15 protein-coding genes and 1 riboswitch are annotated in these 17,492 nt (G+C 43.7%); of the genes, 7 read left to right on the top strand and 8 right to left on the bottom strand.

What is annotated here, in order from left to right:
- Window positions 1–2: 2 nt before the first annotated feature.
- From QYC40_RS10185 to thiS, 7 genes are read right to left on the bottom strand one after another with little or no spacing between them, the layout of a single operon-like run.
- Entirely contained in the window at window positions 3–716 is a 714-nt protein-coding gene (locus QYC40_RS10185) for a HesA/MoeB/ThiF family protein (RefSeq protein WP_301990149.1), read from the bottom strand.
- Between the two features lie 3 nt (window positions 717–719).
- Window positions 720–1,844 (bottom strand): 2-iminoacetate synthase ThiH, encoded by a 1,125-nt coding sequence (gene thiH / locus QYC40_RS10180; RefSeq protein ID WP_301990148.1) that lies wholly within the window; start codon window positions 1,842–1,844, stop codon window positions 720–722.
- A 1-nt stretch (window position 1,845) separates the two neighbouring features.
- The gene (locus tag QYC40_RS10175) at window positions 1,846–2,619 is read right to left on the bottom strand and encodes a thiazole synthase (protein ID WP_301990147.1); all 774 of its coding nucleotides are present in this window, start codon (window positions 2,617–2,619) and stop codon (window positions 1,846–1,848) included.
- Window positions 2,594–3,244, bottom strand: a complete 651-nt coding sequence (locus QYC40_RS10170; protein WP_301990146.1) for a thiamine phosphate synthase — start codon at window positions 3,242–3,244, stop codon at window positions 2,594–2,596. Before QYC40_RS10170 ends, QYC40_RS10175 begins: the two co-directional genes overlap by 26 nt.
- A gap of 3 nt (window positions 3,245–3,247) precedes the next feature.
- Window positions 3,248–3,829, bottom strand: coding sequence for a thiamine phosphate synthase (locus QYC40_RS10165; RefSeq protein ID WP_301990145.1), 582 nt, complete (start codon window positions 3,827–3,829; stop codon window positions 3,248–3,250).
- Entirely contained in the window at window positions 3,829–5,643 is a 1,815-nt protein-coding gene (gene thiC / locus QYC40_RS10160; protein ID WP_301990143.1) for a phosphomethylpyrimidine synthase ThiC, read from the bottom strand. Before thiC ends, QYC40_RS10165 begins: the two co-directional genes overlap by 1 nt.
- A gap of 26 nt (window positions 5,644–5,669) precedes the next feature.
- Window positions 5,670–5,876, bottom strand: a complete 207-nt coding sequence (gene thiS / locus QYC40_RS10155; RefSeq protein WP_301990142.1) for a sulfur carrier protein ThiS — start codon at window positions 5,874–5,876, stop codon at window positions 5,670–5,672.
- A 63-nt stretch (window positions 5,877–5,939) separates the two neighbouring features.
- A riboswitch (TPP riboswitch) is annotated at window positions 5,940–6,037 on the bottom strand.
- 213 nt (window positions 6,038–6,250) lie between these two features.
- Between thiS and QYC40_RS10150 the strand changes: the two genes are divergently transcribed.
- The 3 genes from QYC40_RS10150 (at window position 6,251) to QYC40_RS10140 (ending at window position 9,417) form a co-directional block, all read left to right on the top strand.
- On the top strand, window positions 6,251–6,937 hold the full coding sequence (locus QYC40_RS10150; protein WP_301990141.1) for a Crp/Fnr family transcriptional regulator: 687 nt from the start codon (window positions 6,251–6,253) through the stop codon (window positions 6,935–6,937).
- Between the two features lie 92 nt (window positions 6,938–7,029).
- Window positions 7,030–8,211 carry a calcium:proton antiporter gene (locus tag QYC40_RS10145; RefSeq protein ID WP_301990140.1) on the top strand — a complete coding sequence of 394 codons (1,182 nt, stop codon included), beginning with the start codon at window positions 7,030–7,032 and terminating at the stop codon, window positions 8,209–8,211.
- A gap of 99 nt (window positions 8,212–8,310) precedes the next feature.
- Window positions 8,311–9,417, top strand: coding sequence for a hypothetical protein (locus QYC40_RS10140; protein ID WP_301990139.1), 1,107 nt, complete (start codon window positions 8,311–8,313; stop codon window positions 9,415–9,417).
- On the opposite strand, the gene QYC40_RS10135 is transcribed toward QYC40_RS10140, so the two are convergent.
- Window positions 9,418–10,395, bottom strand: a complete 978-nt coding sequence (locus QYC40_RS10135; protein WP_301990138.1) for an AraC family transcriptional regulator — start codon at window positions 10,393–10,395, stop codon at window positions 9,418–9,420. It abuts the gene before it with no gap.
- A 105-nt stretch (window positions 10,396–10,500) separates the two neighbouring features.
- On the opposite strand from QYC40_RS10135, the gene QYC40_RS10130 reads away from it, so the two are divergent.
- The 4 genes from QYC40_RS10130 to QYC40_RS10115 all read left to right on the top strand — a co-directional run bounded on the left by QYC40_RS10130 (window position 10,501) and on the right by QYC40_RS10115 (window position 17,258).
- The gene (locus QYC40_RS10130) at window positions 10,501–12,921 is read left to right on the top strand and encodes a TonB-dependent receptor (protein ID WP_301990137.1); all 2,421 of its coding nucleotides are present in this window, start codon (window positions 10,501–10,503) and stop codon (window positions 12,919–12,921) included.
- Between the two features lie 64 nt (window positions 12,922–12,985).
- On the top strand, window positions 12,986–14,215 hold the full coding sequence (locus QYC40_RS10125) for a PepSY domain-containing protein (RefSeq protein WP_301990136.1): 1,230 nt from the start codon (window positions 12,986–12,988) through the stop codon (window positions 14,213–14,215).
- Between the two features lie 40 nt (window positions 14,216–14,255).
- Window positions 14,256–16,676, top strand: a complete 2,421-nt coding sequence (locus QYC40_RS10120) for an outer membrane beta-barrel family protein (protein ID WP_301990135.1) — start codon at window positions 14,256–14,258, stop codon at window positions 16,674–16,676.
- A 180-nt stretch (window positions 16,677–16,856) separates the two neighbouring features.
- On the top strand, window positions 16,857–17,258 hold the full coding sequence (locus tag QYC40_RS10115; protein ID WP_301990134.1) for an NUDIX domain-containing protein: 402 nt from the start codon (window positions 16,857–16,859) through the stop codon (window positions 17,256–17,258).
- Window positions 17,259–17,492: the final 234 nt, after the last annotated feature.

The raw sequence follows: 17,492 nt of genomic DNA, 5'->3' as shown, positions 1-17,492 counted from the left end.
TATTAGAAACTAATGTTCGTGAATCTCCAGCCCCAGGTGTCGATAATGGTTAATTGGTTTGTTTCGACCGGCAGGTCGCATATTACTTTGAGGGCGAGCATGGCCATCATGCTGCCGACTATGCCGGGGAGTGGACCGAGGACGCCGTTTTTATCACAGTTGGGGACTTCGTCGGGTGCTGGAGCATCCGGAAAAATAGCGCGCAGGTCTTTCGATCCCTTGTAATTGAATACAGCAACTTGTCCCTCAAAGGCAAAGATACTTCCGTAGATCAATGTTTTCTGTTGATCTACGCAGGTATCATTGATTAGATAGCGGGTGCTGAAATTATCGGAACCATCGATAATAATATCATAAGGCTTGAGTATCTCCTCAACGTTTTCCTTCGTGATTTTCATAGCAATCTTTTCCAATTTGATAGTAGAATTTAAGTCCTTGACGAACTGTTCAGCGGAGTCTACTTTTAGCTCGCCGACACTACTTTCTTTGTGGATGGTTTGTCGGTTTAGGTTATGTAATTCGACTTGATCAAAGTCGGCAATGCCTAAATGGCCGACGCCTGCGGCGGCCAAATAACTTATTACCGGAGAACCTAATCCTCCGGCGCCAACGACCAATACCTTCGCAGCCATGATCTTACGCTGTCCTTCGATGCCGACTTCCTCGATGAAGATCTGTCGGCTGTATCTGGCAAATAAATGGTCCTTTTCTTTCATAAATTAAACACCTGTATACGCTGGGTCCCAGTCTTTCATGACGGCCTCATAGCCGGCTTGTTGAATAATGTTTCGGATTTCCTCCATGCTGCGCTCATCGGATATTTCAAACTGTTCCAGCGACTGCGGATCTACGACATAGCCGCCAGGATTGGTTTTGGACGCGGCGCTCATCGTGGTAGCCGCAATAGCGATAATATGATTTCGGAAAACCTCACGTTCTCTGGTCGAAACAGAGATTTCCAGGTCTGGATTCCAAAGCCTGTAAGCACATATTAATTGCAAAAGATCGCGATCTTCCATGATGAAGTTGGGCTCGATGATCCCTTGCGCCGGGCGAAGGCGCGGAAAGGATACGGAATACTTGGTTTGCCAGTACTTCCGTTGTAGATAATCGATATGTAGCGCATTGAAAAAGCTGTCTACTCGCCAGTCTTCCAAGCCTAGCAAAACTCCGAGTCCCATTTTATGAATGCCGGATTGCCCGATGCGGTCTGGCGTATCTAAACGATACTTAAAATTCGACTTCTTGCCTTTGGGGTGATATTGCTTGTAAACCTCTTGGTGGTAGGTCTCCTGATAGACTAGCACCGTATGGCAACCGGCAGCTCTTAGGATCTGATAATCTTCCAGGTCTAGCGGTTGAACCTCTATGGATATCTGCGCAAAGTGAGGCTTTAATAGCTTAATAGCATGCTCATAGTAGGGCGTGTCGACAATTTTATTGGCTTCACCGCTAACTAAAAGTACATGGTCGATGCCCATCGATTTAAGAGCCATGCCTTCGATCAGCAGTTCGGTATTGCTTAAGGTCTTTCTCCGAATCTTATTGTCCATACTGAAGCCGCAATAGGTACAAATGTTTTGGCATTCATTGCTTACGTATAGTGGTGCGTAAAGCTGTATCGTTTTGCCAAAGCGTTGCTGTGTCAAGCGCTGGGCTGCCTGAGCCATAGGCTCCAGATAGGCCGCTGCAGCAGGGGATAGCAAGACTAAAAAATCGTTGATGTCTTTTTTTGACTTGTTCAGACTGCGTTCAACATCCATCGCAGTAGAGCTATAGATGCGGTTTCTAACGTCTTCCCAGGAATACGCATCGAATACTGTTTGGAAATTTGCTGATACCATTTTAATCCTCCATTAAGAATGCGGTAAGCGGACTAGAGGCTTCTGCATGCTCGCGCTTTGCGTCTAATCCGGAAAGATAAGCTTGTCGTCCGGCGAGTACTGCCAAACGAAAGGCCTCTGCCATGGCAGCGGGATCTTTGGCGGCAGCAATGGCCGTATTCACTAATACGGCATCTGCACCCATCTCAATCGCTTTGGCAGCATCCGAAGGGGCACCTATTCCTGCGTCGATTACAACAGGAACATGGCTCTGATCAATAATAATCTCTAGGAAGTCTAAAGTTTTCAAGCCTTTGTTGCTACCAATCGGCGCTCCTAAAGGCATCACTGCTGCCGTTCCGGCATCTTCCAGACGCTTGCACAGTACCGGGTCGGCATGGACATATGGGAGGATGATAAAGCCTAGTTTCGCTAATTCTTCGGTGGCTTTCAGTGTTTCGATGGGGTCTGGAAGAAGATAGCGTGGATCTGGATGTATCTCCAGTTTTAACCAATCGGTCTCCATAGCTTCTCTTGCTAACTGCGCTGCCAATACAGCCTCTTTCGCATTTCGAGCGCCTGAGGTATTGGGCAATAGATTGACCCCCGGCAACTGCAATGCCGACCATAGGTTTTCTTTTTTACTGTTCGGGTCAAGGCGTTTTAATGCCATAGTAACTAACTCGCTTCCTGACGCTTTAATTGCTTCTTGCATCAGGGTATAACTTCCGAATTTCCCCGTTCCTAAAAATAAGCGCGAGGTAAATTCCTTATCTGCTATAATCAAATTCTTCATATAGGTATTTGTTAAGTTGTGGTATAGCCTGTGGGTTCTTGAGCAAGAAACCCGATAAGGCAACACCGTAAATCCCGATTTTACGTAATGCTGATACGTCGTCAATAGTGATTCCACCGATCGCGTAGATCGGTGGGGTAGAATGAATATCAAGATCACGGAGTAGGTTCTTGTAGCCTTGAAGCCCTAAAACAGGGCTCAGCTTTTTCTTCGTTGCTGTAAAACGAAAGGGACCAAGGCCGATATAATCACAGCCTTCAGCGATTCTTTGCTGTACATGTTCTAGCGTATTCGCTGTCCCACCGATTATTTTATCATTGCCGAGTTGTTTTCTCGCAGATATAATAGCATCATCTTCCAAGCCTAAATGTACGCCGTCGGTATCTAGCGATTTCGCTAGCCCCGGGAAATCGTTGACTATACATATGGCGTTATACTGCATACAAAGCTGTATGGCCGCCTCGGCAAGGTCTTTCAATTGCGTCGCAGTAGCCTCTTTCCAGCGCACCTGAATAAACTCTACACCCGATTCTAATACCAATCGGATACCCGCCAACTGTTCATCCATCGCTGTCCCGTTCGAAATAAACATTAATCGAGGTAATCTTCTATTTCTATTCATCATTATTTATAATTCAACCTTCGATAAGCAAGATGCTAAATAGCTTACCGGATTCTCAGCTTGCCAAATGGAACCCAGCATAGCGACATCATCTGCACCCGCGTCTAATGCTTGCTGTAAGTTGTCTTTATGAATACCGCCTAATGCGATTAGCTTACAGTTTTGATTTGTTCTACGCGGGAGTTCCTTCAAGATTGCACTTCCTTCGCCATAACCCTGCTTGGAAATGCTGGGGTAAAAAGGACTCAAGAAAGCATAATTCCAACTGTCATCTAAGGAATTGAACTCTGCTATGCTATGCGTGGAAGTTGAGCAGATCAAAGTTCCTTGATATTTTACATGCAGACCTTTCTTGCGATCTTGACTATTGAAATGCAAACGTGTAAACCCCATTTCTGCAGCCAAATCATGCTGCTGATGGCTCACTAACTTATCAAGCTGTTCAATTCCTATCGCTTGGATTAAGCTTTCGAAAGCCGACGAACTTATCATGGGGCGGCGAATATGCAATAGAATATCATACTGCAACAAATGTCGCATGATCGCTGTCTCATTTTTCACCGCCTGTTCGTTACTGATGACAATCATTACAAGTAAATCTCTTTGCCAGATTCGATAAACTCTTGTGATTTCTCAAGCATGCCTTGTTCGGTTGCTTCTCTAATTTCTTGCGTAATCTTCATTGAGCAGAACTTAGGTCCACACATAGAGCAGAAATGTGCAATCTTGGCACCATCAGCAGGAAGAGTTTCGTCATGATACTCTCTCGCCGTATCCGGATCCAAGGAAAGGTTGAACTGATCTTCCCATCGGAATTCAAAGCGGGCTTTGCTTAGGGCATTGTCTCTATATTGTGCGCCCGGATGACCCTTTGCTAAGTCGGCAGCATGCGCGGCTAACTTATAGGTAATGACCCCATCCTTCACATCTTTTTTATTGGGTAAACCCAAATGTTCCTTCGGTGTCACATAACATAGCATCGCACAGCCATACCATCCGATCATGGCAGCACCGATTGCTGAAGTAATATGGTCATAGCCCGGCGCGATATCCGTTGTCAATGGCCCTAGGGTGTAGAATGGCGCCTCGTCACACTCCTCCAACTGCTTTTCCATATTCTCCTTGATCATGTGCATAGGAACGTGCCCCGGTCCTTCGATCATAACTTGGACGTCGTGCTTCCATGCGATCTTCGTCAGCTCACCAAGCGTCTCCAATTCTGCAAACTGCGCTGCATCATTTGCATCTGCAATAGAACCCGGACGTAGACCATCACCTAATGAGAATGCCACATCATATTGCTTCATGATTTGGCAAATCTCATCGAAATGCGTGTATAGAAAGTTCTCTTTATGGTGGAATAAGCACCATTTAGCCATGATGGAACCACCGCGGGAAACAATCCCTGTCACGCGTTTTGCCGTTAAGTGGATATAGCGGAGCAAAACGCCTGCATGTATCGTGAAGTAGGAAACCCCTTGTTCTGCTTGTTCGATTAATGTGTCACGGAATATCTCCCAGGTCAGGTCTTCCGGCACGCCTTTTACTTTTTCTAGCGCCTGATAGATTGGAACAGTACCAATAGGAACCGGCGAGTTGCGGATGATCCACTCTCTGGTTTCATGAATATTCTTCCCGGTCGATAAGTCCATAATAGTATCTGCACCCCATCGGCATGCCCATACCGCTTTCTCGACTTCCTCTTCAATGCTGGAGGTAACAGCACTATTGCCGATATTCGCGTTGATTTTCACGAGGAAGTTACGCCCGATAATCATCGGCTCGCTCTCTGGGTGGTTGATATTGTTAGGGATAATCGCTCGACCGGCAGCAATCTCCGCACGGACGAACTCCGGTGTAATCCGATTCTTCGGGGTATTGGCGCCGAAGCTATTGCCCTCATGCTGCTGCTCCATGCCCGGAGTCGCATGCTCCAATTGCTCAATACGCTGATTCTCACGAATAGCCACATATTCCATCTCGGCCGTGATGATTCCCTGCTTAGCATAATGTAGCTGTGTCACATTCGCATCCGGCTTAGCTCGCATCGGTCGATGGCTGTAGCTGAATCGCAGTTCATCCAGGCGATCATCTGCTAATCGTGCTTGCCCATATTCTGAACTGATACCGTCTAAGATTTCCACATCCTGCCGATCAAGAATCCATTGCTCCCGAATGCGTGATATACCCTGGCGCACATCTATCGTCAATTCTTCATCGGTATACGGCCCTGAAGTGTCATATAGCGTAATCGGAGGATTCTTTTCCTCACCGCCATTGCTGAGCTTGGTATTACTTAAGCTAATCTCCCGCATGGCCACGCGAATGGGATGTATATTTCCCGGCACATAAATCTTCTTTGAGTTAGGGAAAGGTTGCTGTGAAATTCCTTGTTCTTTCATATCGTGTTTTAGATTTTATTTAGTCGTTAGCCGCCTTGGGTTGCGGTGATGATTAGAATATGATCCTTGTCGAATAACCTAGTTTCTGCCCATTCTACCATAGGGATAACTCTGTTATTGACAGCGACAGCCGTGCCTTTGCGTAACACAGCAAACTCTGATGCGAGCAAGGCAGCAAGACTCTCCGGAGCTTTATCGAAATGTTTGGACTGTTGATTGATTGTTAGTTCCATTCCTATATTGTTTTTTATGGGTAAAAACTTTAGGAATGGCTACATCGATGCATATGGCACCCATGTTGACATCTTACTTTTCCCTACGCCAGTATGATCTGGATCAGGTTATAAGGGTAAAATCTCAGCCTGCATTTATGCAGACACCCCTAAAGTCAATGCTAAAATAAGGCATATTATTTTAATTAACAATTATTTTAGGGAAGAATGAGTTAAGAATGAGGTGAAAAGATGGCATTCAATTGCAAATACTGTAACTTATTTGATTTGTAATAAGTTTTATCTTTTGTTTGATAGGGGGATTTGCCTTGAACCAGGAAAGGAAGGATGAAATGATGAGCAGGATATCTGGTTTGCTATATAAAGACTGGAGTATGAAGGCAACCATAGGTCTTTACACTAACTACTATCTACTAACTACTATTTCTATCGCTATTTGCGTTAATTCTTACTATTTTAGGAGTGCAGATCCGATAGATAAGAGGTTTGCGTCTTCACCCATGACAATTGAACAACTATTAAACAATTTTTATGAGCTTCCTGCGTCCTCTTTGGAACTCTTGGTAAACGAGATGCAGGAAGTCCGTTTTTCAAAGGGGCATATCCTTCTCGAGTCCGACCGCTTGGAACGCAAAGTATACTTTCTTACAAAAGGCCTGGTTCGGGCATATTCTCCACAACCTGAGCAGGACATTACGTTTTGGTTTGGACTGGAAGGTGATATCGTATTGTCGATGCGCAGCTATGTAGAACAGGTGAAGTCTTATGAAGATGTCGAATTGATGGAGGACAGCACCCTCTATGGAATCGGCATTGAGAAGTTGAAATCCTTATACCTTCGCGACATACATATTGCCAATTTGGGTAGAGTAATCGTGGAAGGGGAGCTGCTGAAGATGGAGAAGCGATGGATCTCTTCGCAGATAAAATCTGCGAAGGAGCGCTACGATGAGTTGGTCGAAGAGTCGCCGGCGCTGCTTCAGCGTGTTCCACTTAAGTACATTGCTTCTTTCCTGCGAATGACACCTGTCAGTTTAAGTCGGATTCGGAAAGAGAAGTAATCTTAACCAGCCTTTTATTATCCCAGGATAATTTTCGAGGAAGATAGAGGTGCTATTTTTGCAAGGTTTAAAATTATTGCAAAGATAGAATCATGAATACGGTAAAAAAAATATCCATCAGAGAGGTCATTCCTATGTCGACTTGGCTTCGATTAGGACTGGTATGGCTAGTCGTTGCTATTTTCAGCTTTTTCGGACATGACTTGATGGGCGCGCAAATGGGCGGATGGACTGCTGTTGCAGTCTTCGTGCTATTGTTGGCTACCATAGTGGGAGCCGCTTTCGGCGTCGTAAGAGAAGCCGATGAATTGGCACATAAGCTGGGGGAACCCTACGGTACTTTGATACTCACGCTATCCATCGTATCCATTGAAGTCATATTAATTGCGGCCGTTATGTTAGGCCCAACTGAAAACCCTAGCATCGGTAAAGACTCCATTTTCTCGGTCATGATGATTATTATGAATTTGGTAATGGGATTATGTCTGTTACTGGGCGGAATGAAATACGGCGAGCAGGAGTACAATGCGCAGGGCGCCATGGCCTATCACAGCATGATTATCATGCTCGGCGGTATCTCGATGATGCTTCCCAACTTTATCAGCGGAGCCGGCGATGGTTCATTTAGCACAACGCAGGCGATTATTCTTTCAGGTCTTGTGGCATTGTTGTATGCAGCATTTCTATATTTCCAGATGACGAAATACCGCCATCATTACATACAGCCACCAGCCGGCCAGATGGAGATTAGGTTTACTGATACCCTCATCAATACTGATTTGGAAGCGAGCGATACTCCGCATACCGCAAGCGCTGCTAAATCAGAAATTCTTATCCGCTCGATTGTGCTTCTAGGGATGATACTGCCGATTGTTCTTCTATCGCATCATATGGCGGTCGTTGTAGACTATGGGATACAAGCGGCCCAGTTGCCAATGTTATTAGGAGGTGTGCTGATTGCCATTATTGTGTTTACACCCGAATCGATGACTGCCGTCAAGGCTGCATTAAATAATGAGTTCCAACGAGCGATCAATCTTTGTCATGGCGCTTTCGTATCCACCGTTGGACTCACAGTGCCAGCTGTATTGATCGTCGGATTGATAGCCGGCAAGAGGGTACTCTTTGGGCTAACAGGAACGGAAACCATACTTTTTGTTTTGACGCTACTACTTAGCTTAATGAGTTTTATGGGGAGAAGAACTTCGCCCATCATCGGACTGATGCACTTGACTTTATTTATCGTCTTTATCATGCTGATATTTAATCCTTAGTAAGGTTTCCAATGAACTAATTCGTCAGTTAAAGTATGTTAATCTGTATACTGGCAATTCGAGTAAATGTATACTTTAGCGCTATCAAACCCGCTCCATATGAGAATTGCCATATTTCTATTTACCCTACTGTTTAGCATAAGTAGCCTTCAGGCACAGATCCAAGTCGTTGACAGCCTCAGTAATACCCGCATTGCTGGTGCGAATGTCTACACCGATTCCGGGCTCTTGATAGGTTCATCGGATTTGAATGGCGAGATCCATTTGGATTCCTTACAGGCAGTGAAGGCATCGACCATCACGCTAAATCATATCTCTTACCAGAACTTAGATATACCCTATGCTGAATTTCTGAAAGCAAAGGTTATCCGTATGCAAGCCCGGAGTGTCGCTTTGGAAGAGGTGACCGTAATGGATCGCGAGAAATATGACTATGTAGTGCTGAAGGGGTATTTCAGGAATTACGAGACCTTCAACAATCGTCCTCGCTATCTCTATGATGGAATTGTGTCTTATTATATTCCGATCAATAAGAATAAAGGAAAGTCGAAGATGGAACTGCATCAATATCGTCTTTTTAGTAATGCAGAAGCGAATCAAGAGCTCAAAGACACGCAGGGATCTCTAATGTATTTCAAACCATCAATTGGTAATATTCAATCGAAAAGCTTGTTGGAAGCAATAGAGGGAGTGAAGGGAGCGAAGTTGAAGAATAGTGGCAATCGCACGGTTATCGAAAATGAAGGCCTAGCAATGGGCTATTCCCAAGTCGGAGCGGATGGCAATACGCAGGTTTTTTACAATGTCTTCCCGCCGGGGAAGAAAGTACATGTCAGTTTTTTCAGAATTAAATTCGATGTGTACAAAAGCACCCGTTCAGAGTCCTATCAGGGAAATAACTACACGAATCCCTCCATTATGGATCTAATCAGTCGAGTGTCTACGGTATCTGCATCTATAAAAAGGCAAAAGGAGCATGGTTATATGCCAAGAGATTATTCTACGGAATTTTACGTCATGGAGCGCAGCTTCCTAACGAAGGCCGAATACAAGGCTTTAAAGCCGAACGATAAGCGCTGGCAATTCCTAGAAGAAAAAAGCAAGTATACCGAAGAATTCTGGAAGGATTTAGACCGTTTTGGAATCCCTCCCGTAATCAAGAGCGTGGCAAGTAAAATTGGCAATGAGCTGAAATTAGCTAACTAATTACCTGTTAATTGCTTGCCTTGTTTCGCTTGGCAGTCGCTCATAATGCTGCAGATATACCTGCGAGAAATGATGCGCATATTTGAACCCGCTGATAAACGCAATCTCCTTAATCTCCATATTGCTATGCATCAAAAGGTGATGTGCATATTTCAGGCGCTGTTTCCTAACGTAATTAATAACTGTATCCTGAAAAAGATCCTTAAAGGCATTCTTCAGTTTAAACTCATTGATTCCAAACTGCCGCGAGATACTTTTCAGGTGCAGCTCTTGTTGGAAGTGGCAGTCTAAATAGTTTTTTATTTCTAACAATATCGTTCGATCCTCCACTCGCCATTTCGTTTCAGAAGCCGTCTTCGCATTATCCTTAAATGCTGAATAGATCAGTTCCAATGCTTTTATGCGGATAAACTCTTTCGCAAAACCTTCCTGATATTGGTGAGTTAGCAATTCTTTAATTAGTGCATGTTGTTGTGGGGTAATCTTCATCGCCGAGCGGAAGAAACTATAATGTTTAATCAAGAGATGTTCGCGAATTTCCTTATCGCTTAGGCCTTGGGAGGTCAGGAACTGCAGTAAATGCTCCAGCGAGATATGTAAATCCAGCACCTTTCTGGAACGGGAGTATTCGAGATGTCCCTTAGCATTGGGAATATAGATAAATTGATAATGCCCTTCCGGGATATCAATTTTCTTCAGATCATCACTTCTAAACTTCGAGTCGCCCTCTATTTCAAACTGCAATTTGACGAGTTCTTCGGGATGATTGATAAGTAGCTGAAAGGCTTGCTTAAGATCCCATTCCTGATACGAAATAATGATGTCGTCTAAACAAAGGCACTGAAGCGCAGCTTCTACGAACTCATTTTTTATGATACGATGTTGGAAACCGTATTTACAACATTCAGATGGTTTGGGTTCAAAAAGCTTTGATAATAAGTCGTTTCCGTAAAATTTCTCAATGGAGATTGTTTTCAAAATATCCTTTTTTTGATATTATTAATCCTCTATTTGATATTCCATAGCCGTCAAAACTAATACATTTGCTCCATTATTTGTAATTATTCTAAATAAAAATAGTGTATGCAACACAATTCTACTTTAAAACATTCAATCACAAATTTGCTATTGCTCTTGCTACTCCTGCTTCCATTTTTGGGGATGTCGCAGCAAAGCGGCTATCTGACAGGGGAGGTCTTCACGATGGACGGCAAACCACTTGCTTATGCATCTGTCAAACTTAAAAATACCAGCTACGGCACTTCTGTAACAACGAACGGTACCTATACATTATCGGCGCCTGCCGGCAATTACACGCTCGTGATAAGCTATGCGAACTATTCGGTTCGAGAAATCCCGGTACGTATCATAGCCAACGAAACGAAAAATGTTGATAAAATAACCGTACAGTCGCAAGCCAACCAATTAAGGGAGGTTATTGTTTCTGATATACAGCGCAACAAGTTTTCAAGGAAAGAAACATCAGATATTGCAAGGATGCCATTAGCAAATTTGCAGAATGCGCAGGTCTATTCGGTCTTGACCAAGGAATTAGTACAGGAAATGGGCGCTACAGAATTTAATTCGGCGATGTCTCAGGTCGCCGGCGCAGTAGCGAGCAATGGCGTTAATGATAGTGGTAATGAGGTTTTTTTGCGCGGATTTAATGCAGGAGTTACCATGCGCAATGGACTTCCAAGTAGCCCAAGAACCGCCAATGAAATTTATAACCTGGAGCGTATTGAAGTATTGAAAGGGCCATCGGCCACCTTATTCGGTGCGCAGGTTACTTCCTATGGTGGGGTTGTCAATTCGGTAACGAAAAAGCCATTTGAGTCTTTTCGTGGTGAAGTAGCTTATACCACCGGAAGCTGGGGAATGAATCGTATTACAGCAGATGTCAATACACCATTGAATAGCGACCGAACAGCTTTAGCGCGCTTTAACGTGATGGGAACGACACAGAATGGTTTCCAAGATGCTGGAAAACAACAGGCTTTCGCCTTTGCAACAAGCTTGCTCTTCAAACCAAACGACAGAACGACCGTTAGCTTTGATGCTGATATCTATGTTCCGGAAAAAACATTGTTAGCCTATATGCGCAACACGCAGAAATTGACCTACGGAACAATGGATAAGGTGCCTTTAGCGTATGATCGAGCCTTACTGAGCGATGATATTATGACGTCTCGTGCGAATATGAACGTAAATACCGAATTAGCGTATAAGATATCCGATCACTGGACATCGAGGACATCCTATCAATTCAATCAAAGTGGTGATAAGGAGTCTATTTTCTTTGTTCCGACTTATTTGAATGACAATCAAATCGAACGTCGCTATCGTATATTCGACCGCTATAATCTGACCTACAATTCGCTTCAACAGAATTTTGTCGGCGACTTCTTTATTTCCAACCTAAAGAATACGTTGGTAGTAGGAGCGGACTATTCATTCTACAAAAACACGGATCTATCGATGGCACCGGCATTTCTCACCTTCGATACGGTAGGTATTACCGATCAGGCATGGAAGCCGATTACCAGAGCCGATATCTTGAAGTCCAGAGATGCTAAGAGCCCAGGAGATTCTTACGGTCGTTCTGGCAATAAAATACTAAATGGGTATTTATCGAACGTGACCAACCTCGCTGATCGCTTGTTTGTTATGCTGAGTTTAAGTGTGAATCATTATATGGCCGATGAAACCTATACCTTCACACCGAATAAAGATCCCAAGAAAAATACAGTGAGAACGTTAGAAGGCTATGAACAGACCTCGCTTTCACCAAAATTCGGATTGGTTTATCAACCCATCAAAGGACAATTATCCTTGTTTGCTAACTACATGAATAGCTTCCGGAACATGGCAGCCTCACAGGGTTTACCGAGCGATAAGGATTTAAGCTTAGAGCCGGTTATGATGAACTGGAAGCCTGAGCAGGCTAATCAATATGAGTTCGGCGCAAAAGGCGAACTCTTAGATGGTCGTATCAATACCAGCTTAAGTTACTATAATATCGATGTGACCAACAGCTTACGAGAGGTTACTCAGGACGTTTATGTGCAAGATGGGAAGTTGAGAAGTCGCGGTGTAGAGTTTGATTTCATCGCAAACCCAATCAACGGTTGGAATATTATAGCCGGCTATGGATACAACGATATTAAATATGTGAAAAGTATAGAGGCCAATATGAACAAAAGAAAAAACTGGGCCCCGAAACATGTGGCGAATGTATGGACTTCCTATAAGTTTTTACAAGGAAGTCTGACAGGCTTTGGCCTCGGTGCGGGCATCAACTATGTCGATAAAGTCTATTTAGACGTGCAAGAAGTCTTTGCGGTACCCGCTTACACTACTGTCAATGCTACTGCATTTTACGATAAACCGAAATATAGAATCGGTGTGAAATTGAATAATCTGGGCGATATACAATACTGGGATTTCTACGGAAAACCACAGAAGCCTTTCGAAATATTAGCAAACCTGTCATTTAAGTTCTAAGTACATATATCCATCAATTTGCCGGATGTCGCGAGGCATCCGGCTTCCCTAAACTCCAAAGGAAATGGCTAACTTCAAATTAAGATCAACAGGAAAAGCGGCGTCGGCAGATGCTCCGGCGAAGAAAAAGGGGAAGACCTGGTTTTCCCGCTTGAATGCCTGGCTGCATTTATGGCCTAGTCTAATATCGGGCGTTATACTGGTGTTTGTTTGCTTAACAGGTACGCTCATTGTGTATTGTGATGAGATCTTAGAATACAGTGCCGGCGATGCGCGCTATGTTTCGGTAGGCAAGGAAAAGGCGAGCGCCGAAGAGATCATTGCTGCGGTGCAACAATTTGATCCTAACTATCAATTGTCGCAAATGGTCTTCTTTCAAGAAGCAAACCGGAGCATGCGCATCCGTGCATTCCATAAAGACACGAATAAGCTCACTTTTATATATGTTAACCCCTACACCGCAGAGGTGTTGAAAGCCGATCCGAATGCCCACTTCTTCTTTGTAACAGCACATTTGCATTCATCTTTGCTTGCAGGTGAGGTGGGGCATTGGATCGTTACGATTTCTACGATCATTTTTGCACTAGGATGCATAACCGGCCTCATATTATGGTGGCCGAAGCGATGGACTAAAAAAACAGTCAATGACTCCTTTACGATCAAATGGAAAGCAAGGTTCAAACGCTTGAATTATGACCTGCACAATGTCTATGGCTTTTATTCCCTCTTAATATGCTTTATTCTGAGCATGACGGGTATTTTTATCTTCTTTCATTCTGTTGGCGAGGTGATTAGCAAGGCATTCGGCGGTTCCTCCGAACACGTGGAAACGATCTTGCCGAAGGCTGATGAGAAAAGAAAACCACAGGATCTCGCCCAATTTGCTTACAGGGCGTTGAAGGCCCATCCCGAAAAGAAAAACGCTGGTATTTGGGTCTATAAGTTGGATAAAGTAGGTGCCTATGCGATTCAATTAGGAGTGGCTGGCTTAAAGAGCACCGAAAACTTCGACTTTGTCGTTTACAACCGATATACTGGAGAAGAGATTTCTATTGAAAGACCGTACGTCATTCATGAAAAAGTGGAAAATACCATATGGCAATTGCATATGGGACAATGGTGGGGACAGTTCGGTAAGCTATCGACCTTCCTAGCCGGTATTATTGCAAGCTCCCTACCTATTACAGGATTTTTGATCTGGTGGGGCAGAAGAAAGAAAAAGAAGAAAACAACAGCTGCTCGTTTCCAAAAAAGCGATAGGAGCAGCGAGCAGGTTAAATCAGCCTTATCCTAGACTAGAACTATTTAATTTTCCGTAACGACACAAGATATATATGCAGTTTCATTTTACTTTATTAGCCGTATTACTTTTTATTTCGACTCTCTGTATAGGGCAGTCTCTTTCAGGCATCAAAGGGATTGTGTTGAATGAATTTCGTGAAGCACTGGATCAAGTCAGTATCCGTATTGAGCAAGTCGATTCCAGTACAGTTACTTTATCAAGCGATGCCAAAGGACAGTTTTCTCAGAAATTGCCCGCCGGGCGATATGAAATAAGGTTTTCCTATTTAGGACATAGCGAGGCAACGCGGCATGATATCGTGGTTGCAGATCGGGTGATAGACCTGGGCGAAATCATCTTGAAAGCGCAAGCCAACAGGATTGATGCGGTCGCCATAACTGGAACGAGGCGTTTGATTGAACAGAAGTCAGATCGTATGGTCATCAATGTGGAGAATAGTCTGCTTTCCGATGGCTTGACCGCGCTAGAGATCCTGCAACGTGCGCCAGGTGTAAAAGTAGATGATGATGGTAACATCAGTATGCGCGGAAAGGCGGATGTAGGAGTCATGATCAATGGAAAATTATCTTATCTGTCGAAAAAGGAATTGGCTACTTTGCTCCAAGGGACGTCGTCGTCTTCCTTAAAATCCGTTGAATTGATCAGCAACCCTTCGGCCAAGTTTGATGCCTCAGGCATGGGGGGGATGATTAACATTGTATTGAAAGATGGGAAAAAGCCTGGTTTTAATTTTGCAATCAACAGCTTTGGCGGAGGCGGTAGGAAAGAACGCTATGGGGCAGGAATAAATTTCAATAAGCAAGAAAAGGCTTTCAATATATATGGAAGTTATGATTACGCCTATAGGGGTGAAGAAGAATATAGAAACTTTGATCGCTATTATGCCCAATTGGGGATAGCGGGCGGTTCCGCAGTTTCCAATCAATACTCGCTAACAGATGAACCACTAAATACGAATAACGCGAAGGTTGGGTTTGATTACCATCCTCTTATAAACACGCAATTAGGCCTGTTATGGTCAGGGAACTTTGGAACATACAAAAATAGGAACGCAGGCTATAAAAATGTCTTCGAAACTTCTGCGTCTCCTATTTCCAATGCCCTGACCTATAACGATAATGTGAGTCGGTGGAATACCAATAATATCAACTTTAATATTCAGCAAAAAATAGGAGCGAAGGAGCATGTCCTGTCTGCCGATGTTGACTATATGTATGCTGATTACGATGCCGATCAAGCATTGAACACCTATTATCAGCAAACGGATTATGAACAAGCTTTTGTTTCCATGCGTAAAAACCAAACACCATCGGTGAGTAAACTCACTGTGGGAAAAGTTGATTACCTGCATCATCTATCAAATAAGCAACGATTCGAAATCGGATGGAAGAGCAGTTGGATGAATTCGGACAACAATGCAATCAATGATACATTACAAGTAGCCGACTGGGTTAGCGATTTGGGTACAAGCAATCACTTTCTTTTTGAAGAGCAGATCCATGCAGGCTATTTGAATTATCATCTGGAGTCGGGATCATGGACCTTGATGGCGGGCTTGCGCGCTGAACATACCAACGCAGTGGGCAATCAATTAACAAGCAATAGCGTCAATAAACGAGAATACACGAATCTGTTTCCTAGCGGGTCTTTAGGATATCGAATCAACGATAACCATCAATTTCAGTTTTCCTATAGCCGTCGGATCAATAGACCGGATTATGAAGACTTGAATCCATTCCGCCATTTTGTGGATGCTTCTATTTTCTGGGAGGGGAATCCGCTCTTGCAACCCGAATTAGCCCATAACTTCGAATTGAACTATTCGTTTCTGAAAGATCTTCATCTTTCGCTGTTCTACACCGACGTTAAGGATGTGATGACTAGCGTCCTCACGCAGTTGCCGGAGCAGCAGGTGACCATTCGAAGTTTGCATAATATCGAGGGCTATCGAAATAAAGGCGTCAACCTGAACTATTCATTCTCGCCTATTAAATCCTTCAGCAGCATCAATAACATTACTGTACATGAGAATTACTTCTTCGGATCCTTCCGCGAGGAAAAGATCGATAATAGGCAGTGGTCGGTAAATCTTTTAAGTACAAATACCTTGAACCTGCCGAAGCAGTGGTCGTTTGAATTGATAGCGGCTTATCAATCGCCACAATCGGATGGTGTTTTTAAACAGAAATCCTCCGGCCATGTTTCTGCCGGTGTAATGAAGCGGCTTCTGGACAATAAGTTGAACCTGAAATTTGCTGCCAATGATATTTTTAAAACACGTCGTTATCAGACTGAATCTTTCTCAGGCAATGTTCGTATGAATCAATATATCAATCTAGATAGCCGGACTTTCCTGCTCTCCTTGTCCTATAAAATAGGAACAAATGGAAAAGCTTTCGATCGGCTAAATAAGAAGAGCGAAGAGCAGAGCCGTATTCGCGGCGGAAGCTAGAAGAGATAGTAAGACCTTGTAATTATGTTTCATTCATAGGTGTCAGAGATGGCAGGCTCCATATGCGGAGTCTGCCTCTCTAATTTTAAGGCTAGCCTGTTTTCAAAATATCAAAGATCCGATTAAAACTTTTTTGTCCTTACTGGCGTTATAATAGGGTTCCACCTATTTTTACATGCCATGGAAATCGATAAAGTTGCCCTTATTTATATCAAAGATCGTAAGATTTTGAGCTCAATCAACAAGAATCGAGAGCTATGGTATTTGCCTGGTGGTAAACGTGATGGCAACGAAACGGATCAGGAAACGCTGATCCGAGAGGTGAAGGAGGAATTGGATGTGGATATTATCCCTGATAGTATTGCATACTTCGGAACTTTTCGCGCCCAAGCAGACCCCTTCAAGTTTCCGCAAGGGGTAGAGGTAAAGATGTCTTGTTATACCGCTGAATTCCGTGGAACTCCGGTGGCATCGAGCGAAATTGAAAAGATTGCATATTTCGAATATGCGGACCATGTGAAGTCTAGCCCCGTAGACGTACTTATTTTCCAAGATCTATTGGAAAAGGGATTAATCGATTAGCATTATGTTTTCCTGAGGTTTAAGTGAGGACTGGAATAGATCTGGTACAGGTCAGTTCCCTTTTAAACCCAATTCAAACCCAATTGAAACCCAATATAAACCCAATACAAACCCAATGTTTAACCCAATCATAAGCGCTTGGAAAGGGCTGTGAATTGGGAGTGGAATGGGAGTGGAAAACGAGTGAGTCGAACGGGAATAAAAAAAATCCTGAAGCGGGGAGCTTCAGGATTT

The organism is Sphingobacterium sp. BN32 (assembly GCF_030503615.1).
Taxonomy (GTDB): domain Bacteria; phylum Bacteroidota; class Bacteroidia; order Sphingobacteriales; family Sphingobacteriaceae; genus Sphingobacterium.
This window is presented reverse-complemented; position numbering and strand designations above follow the sequence as displayed.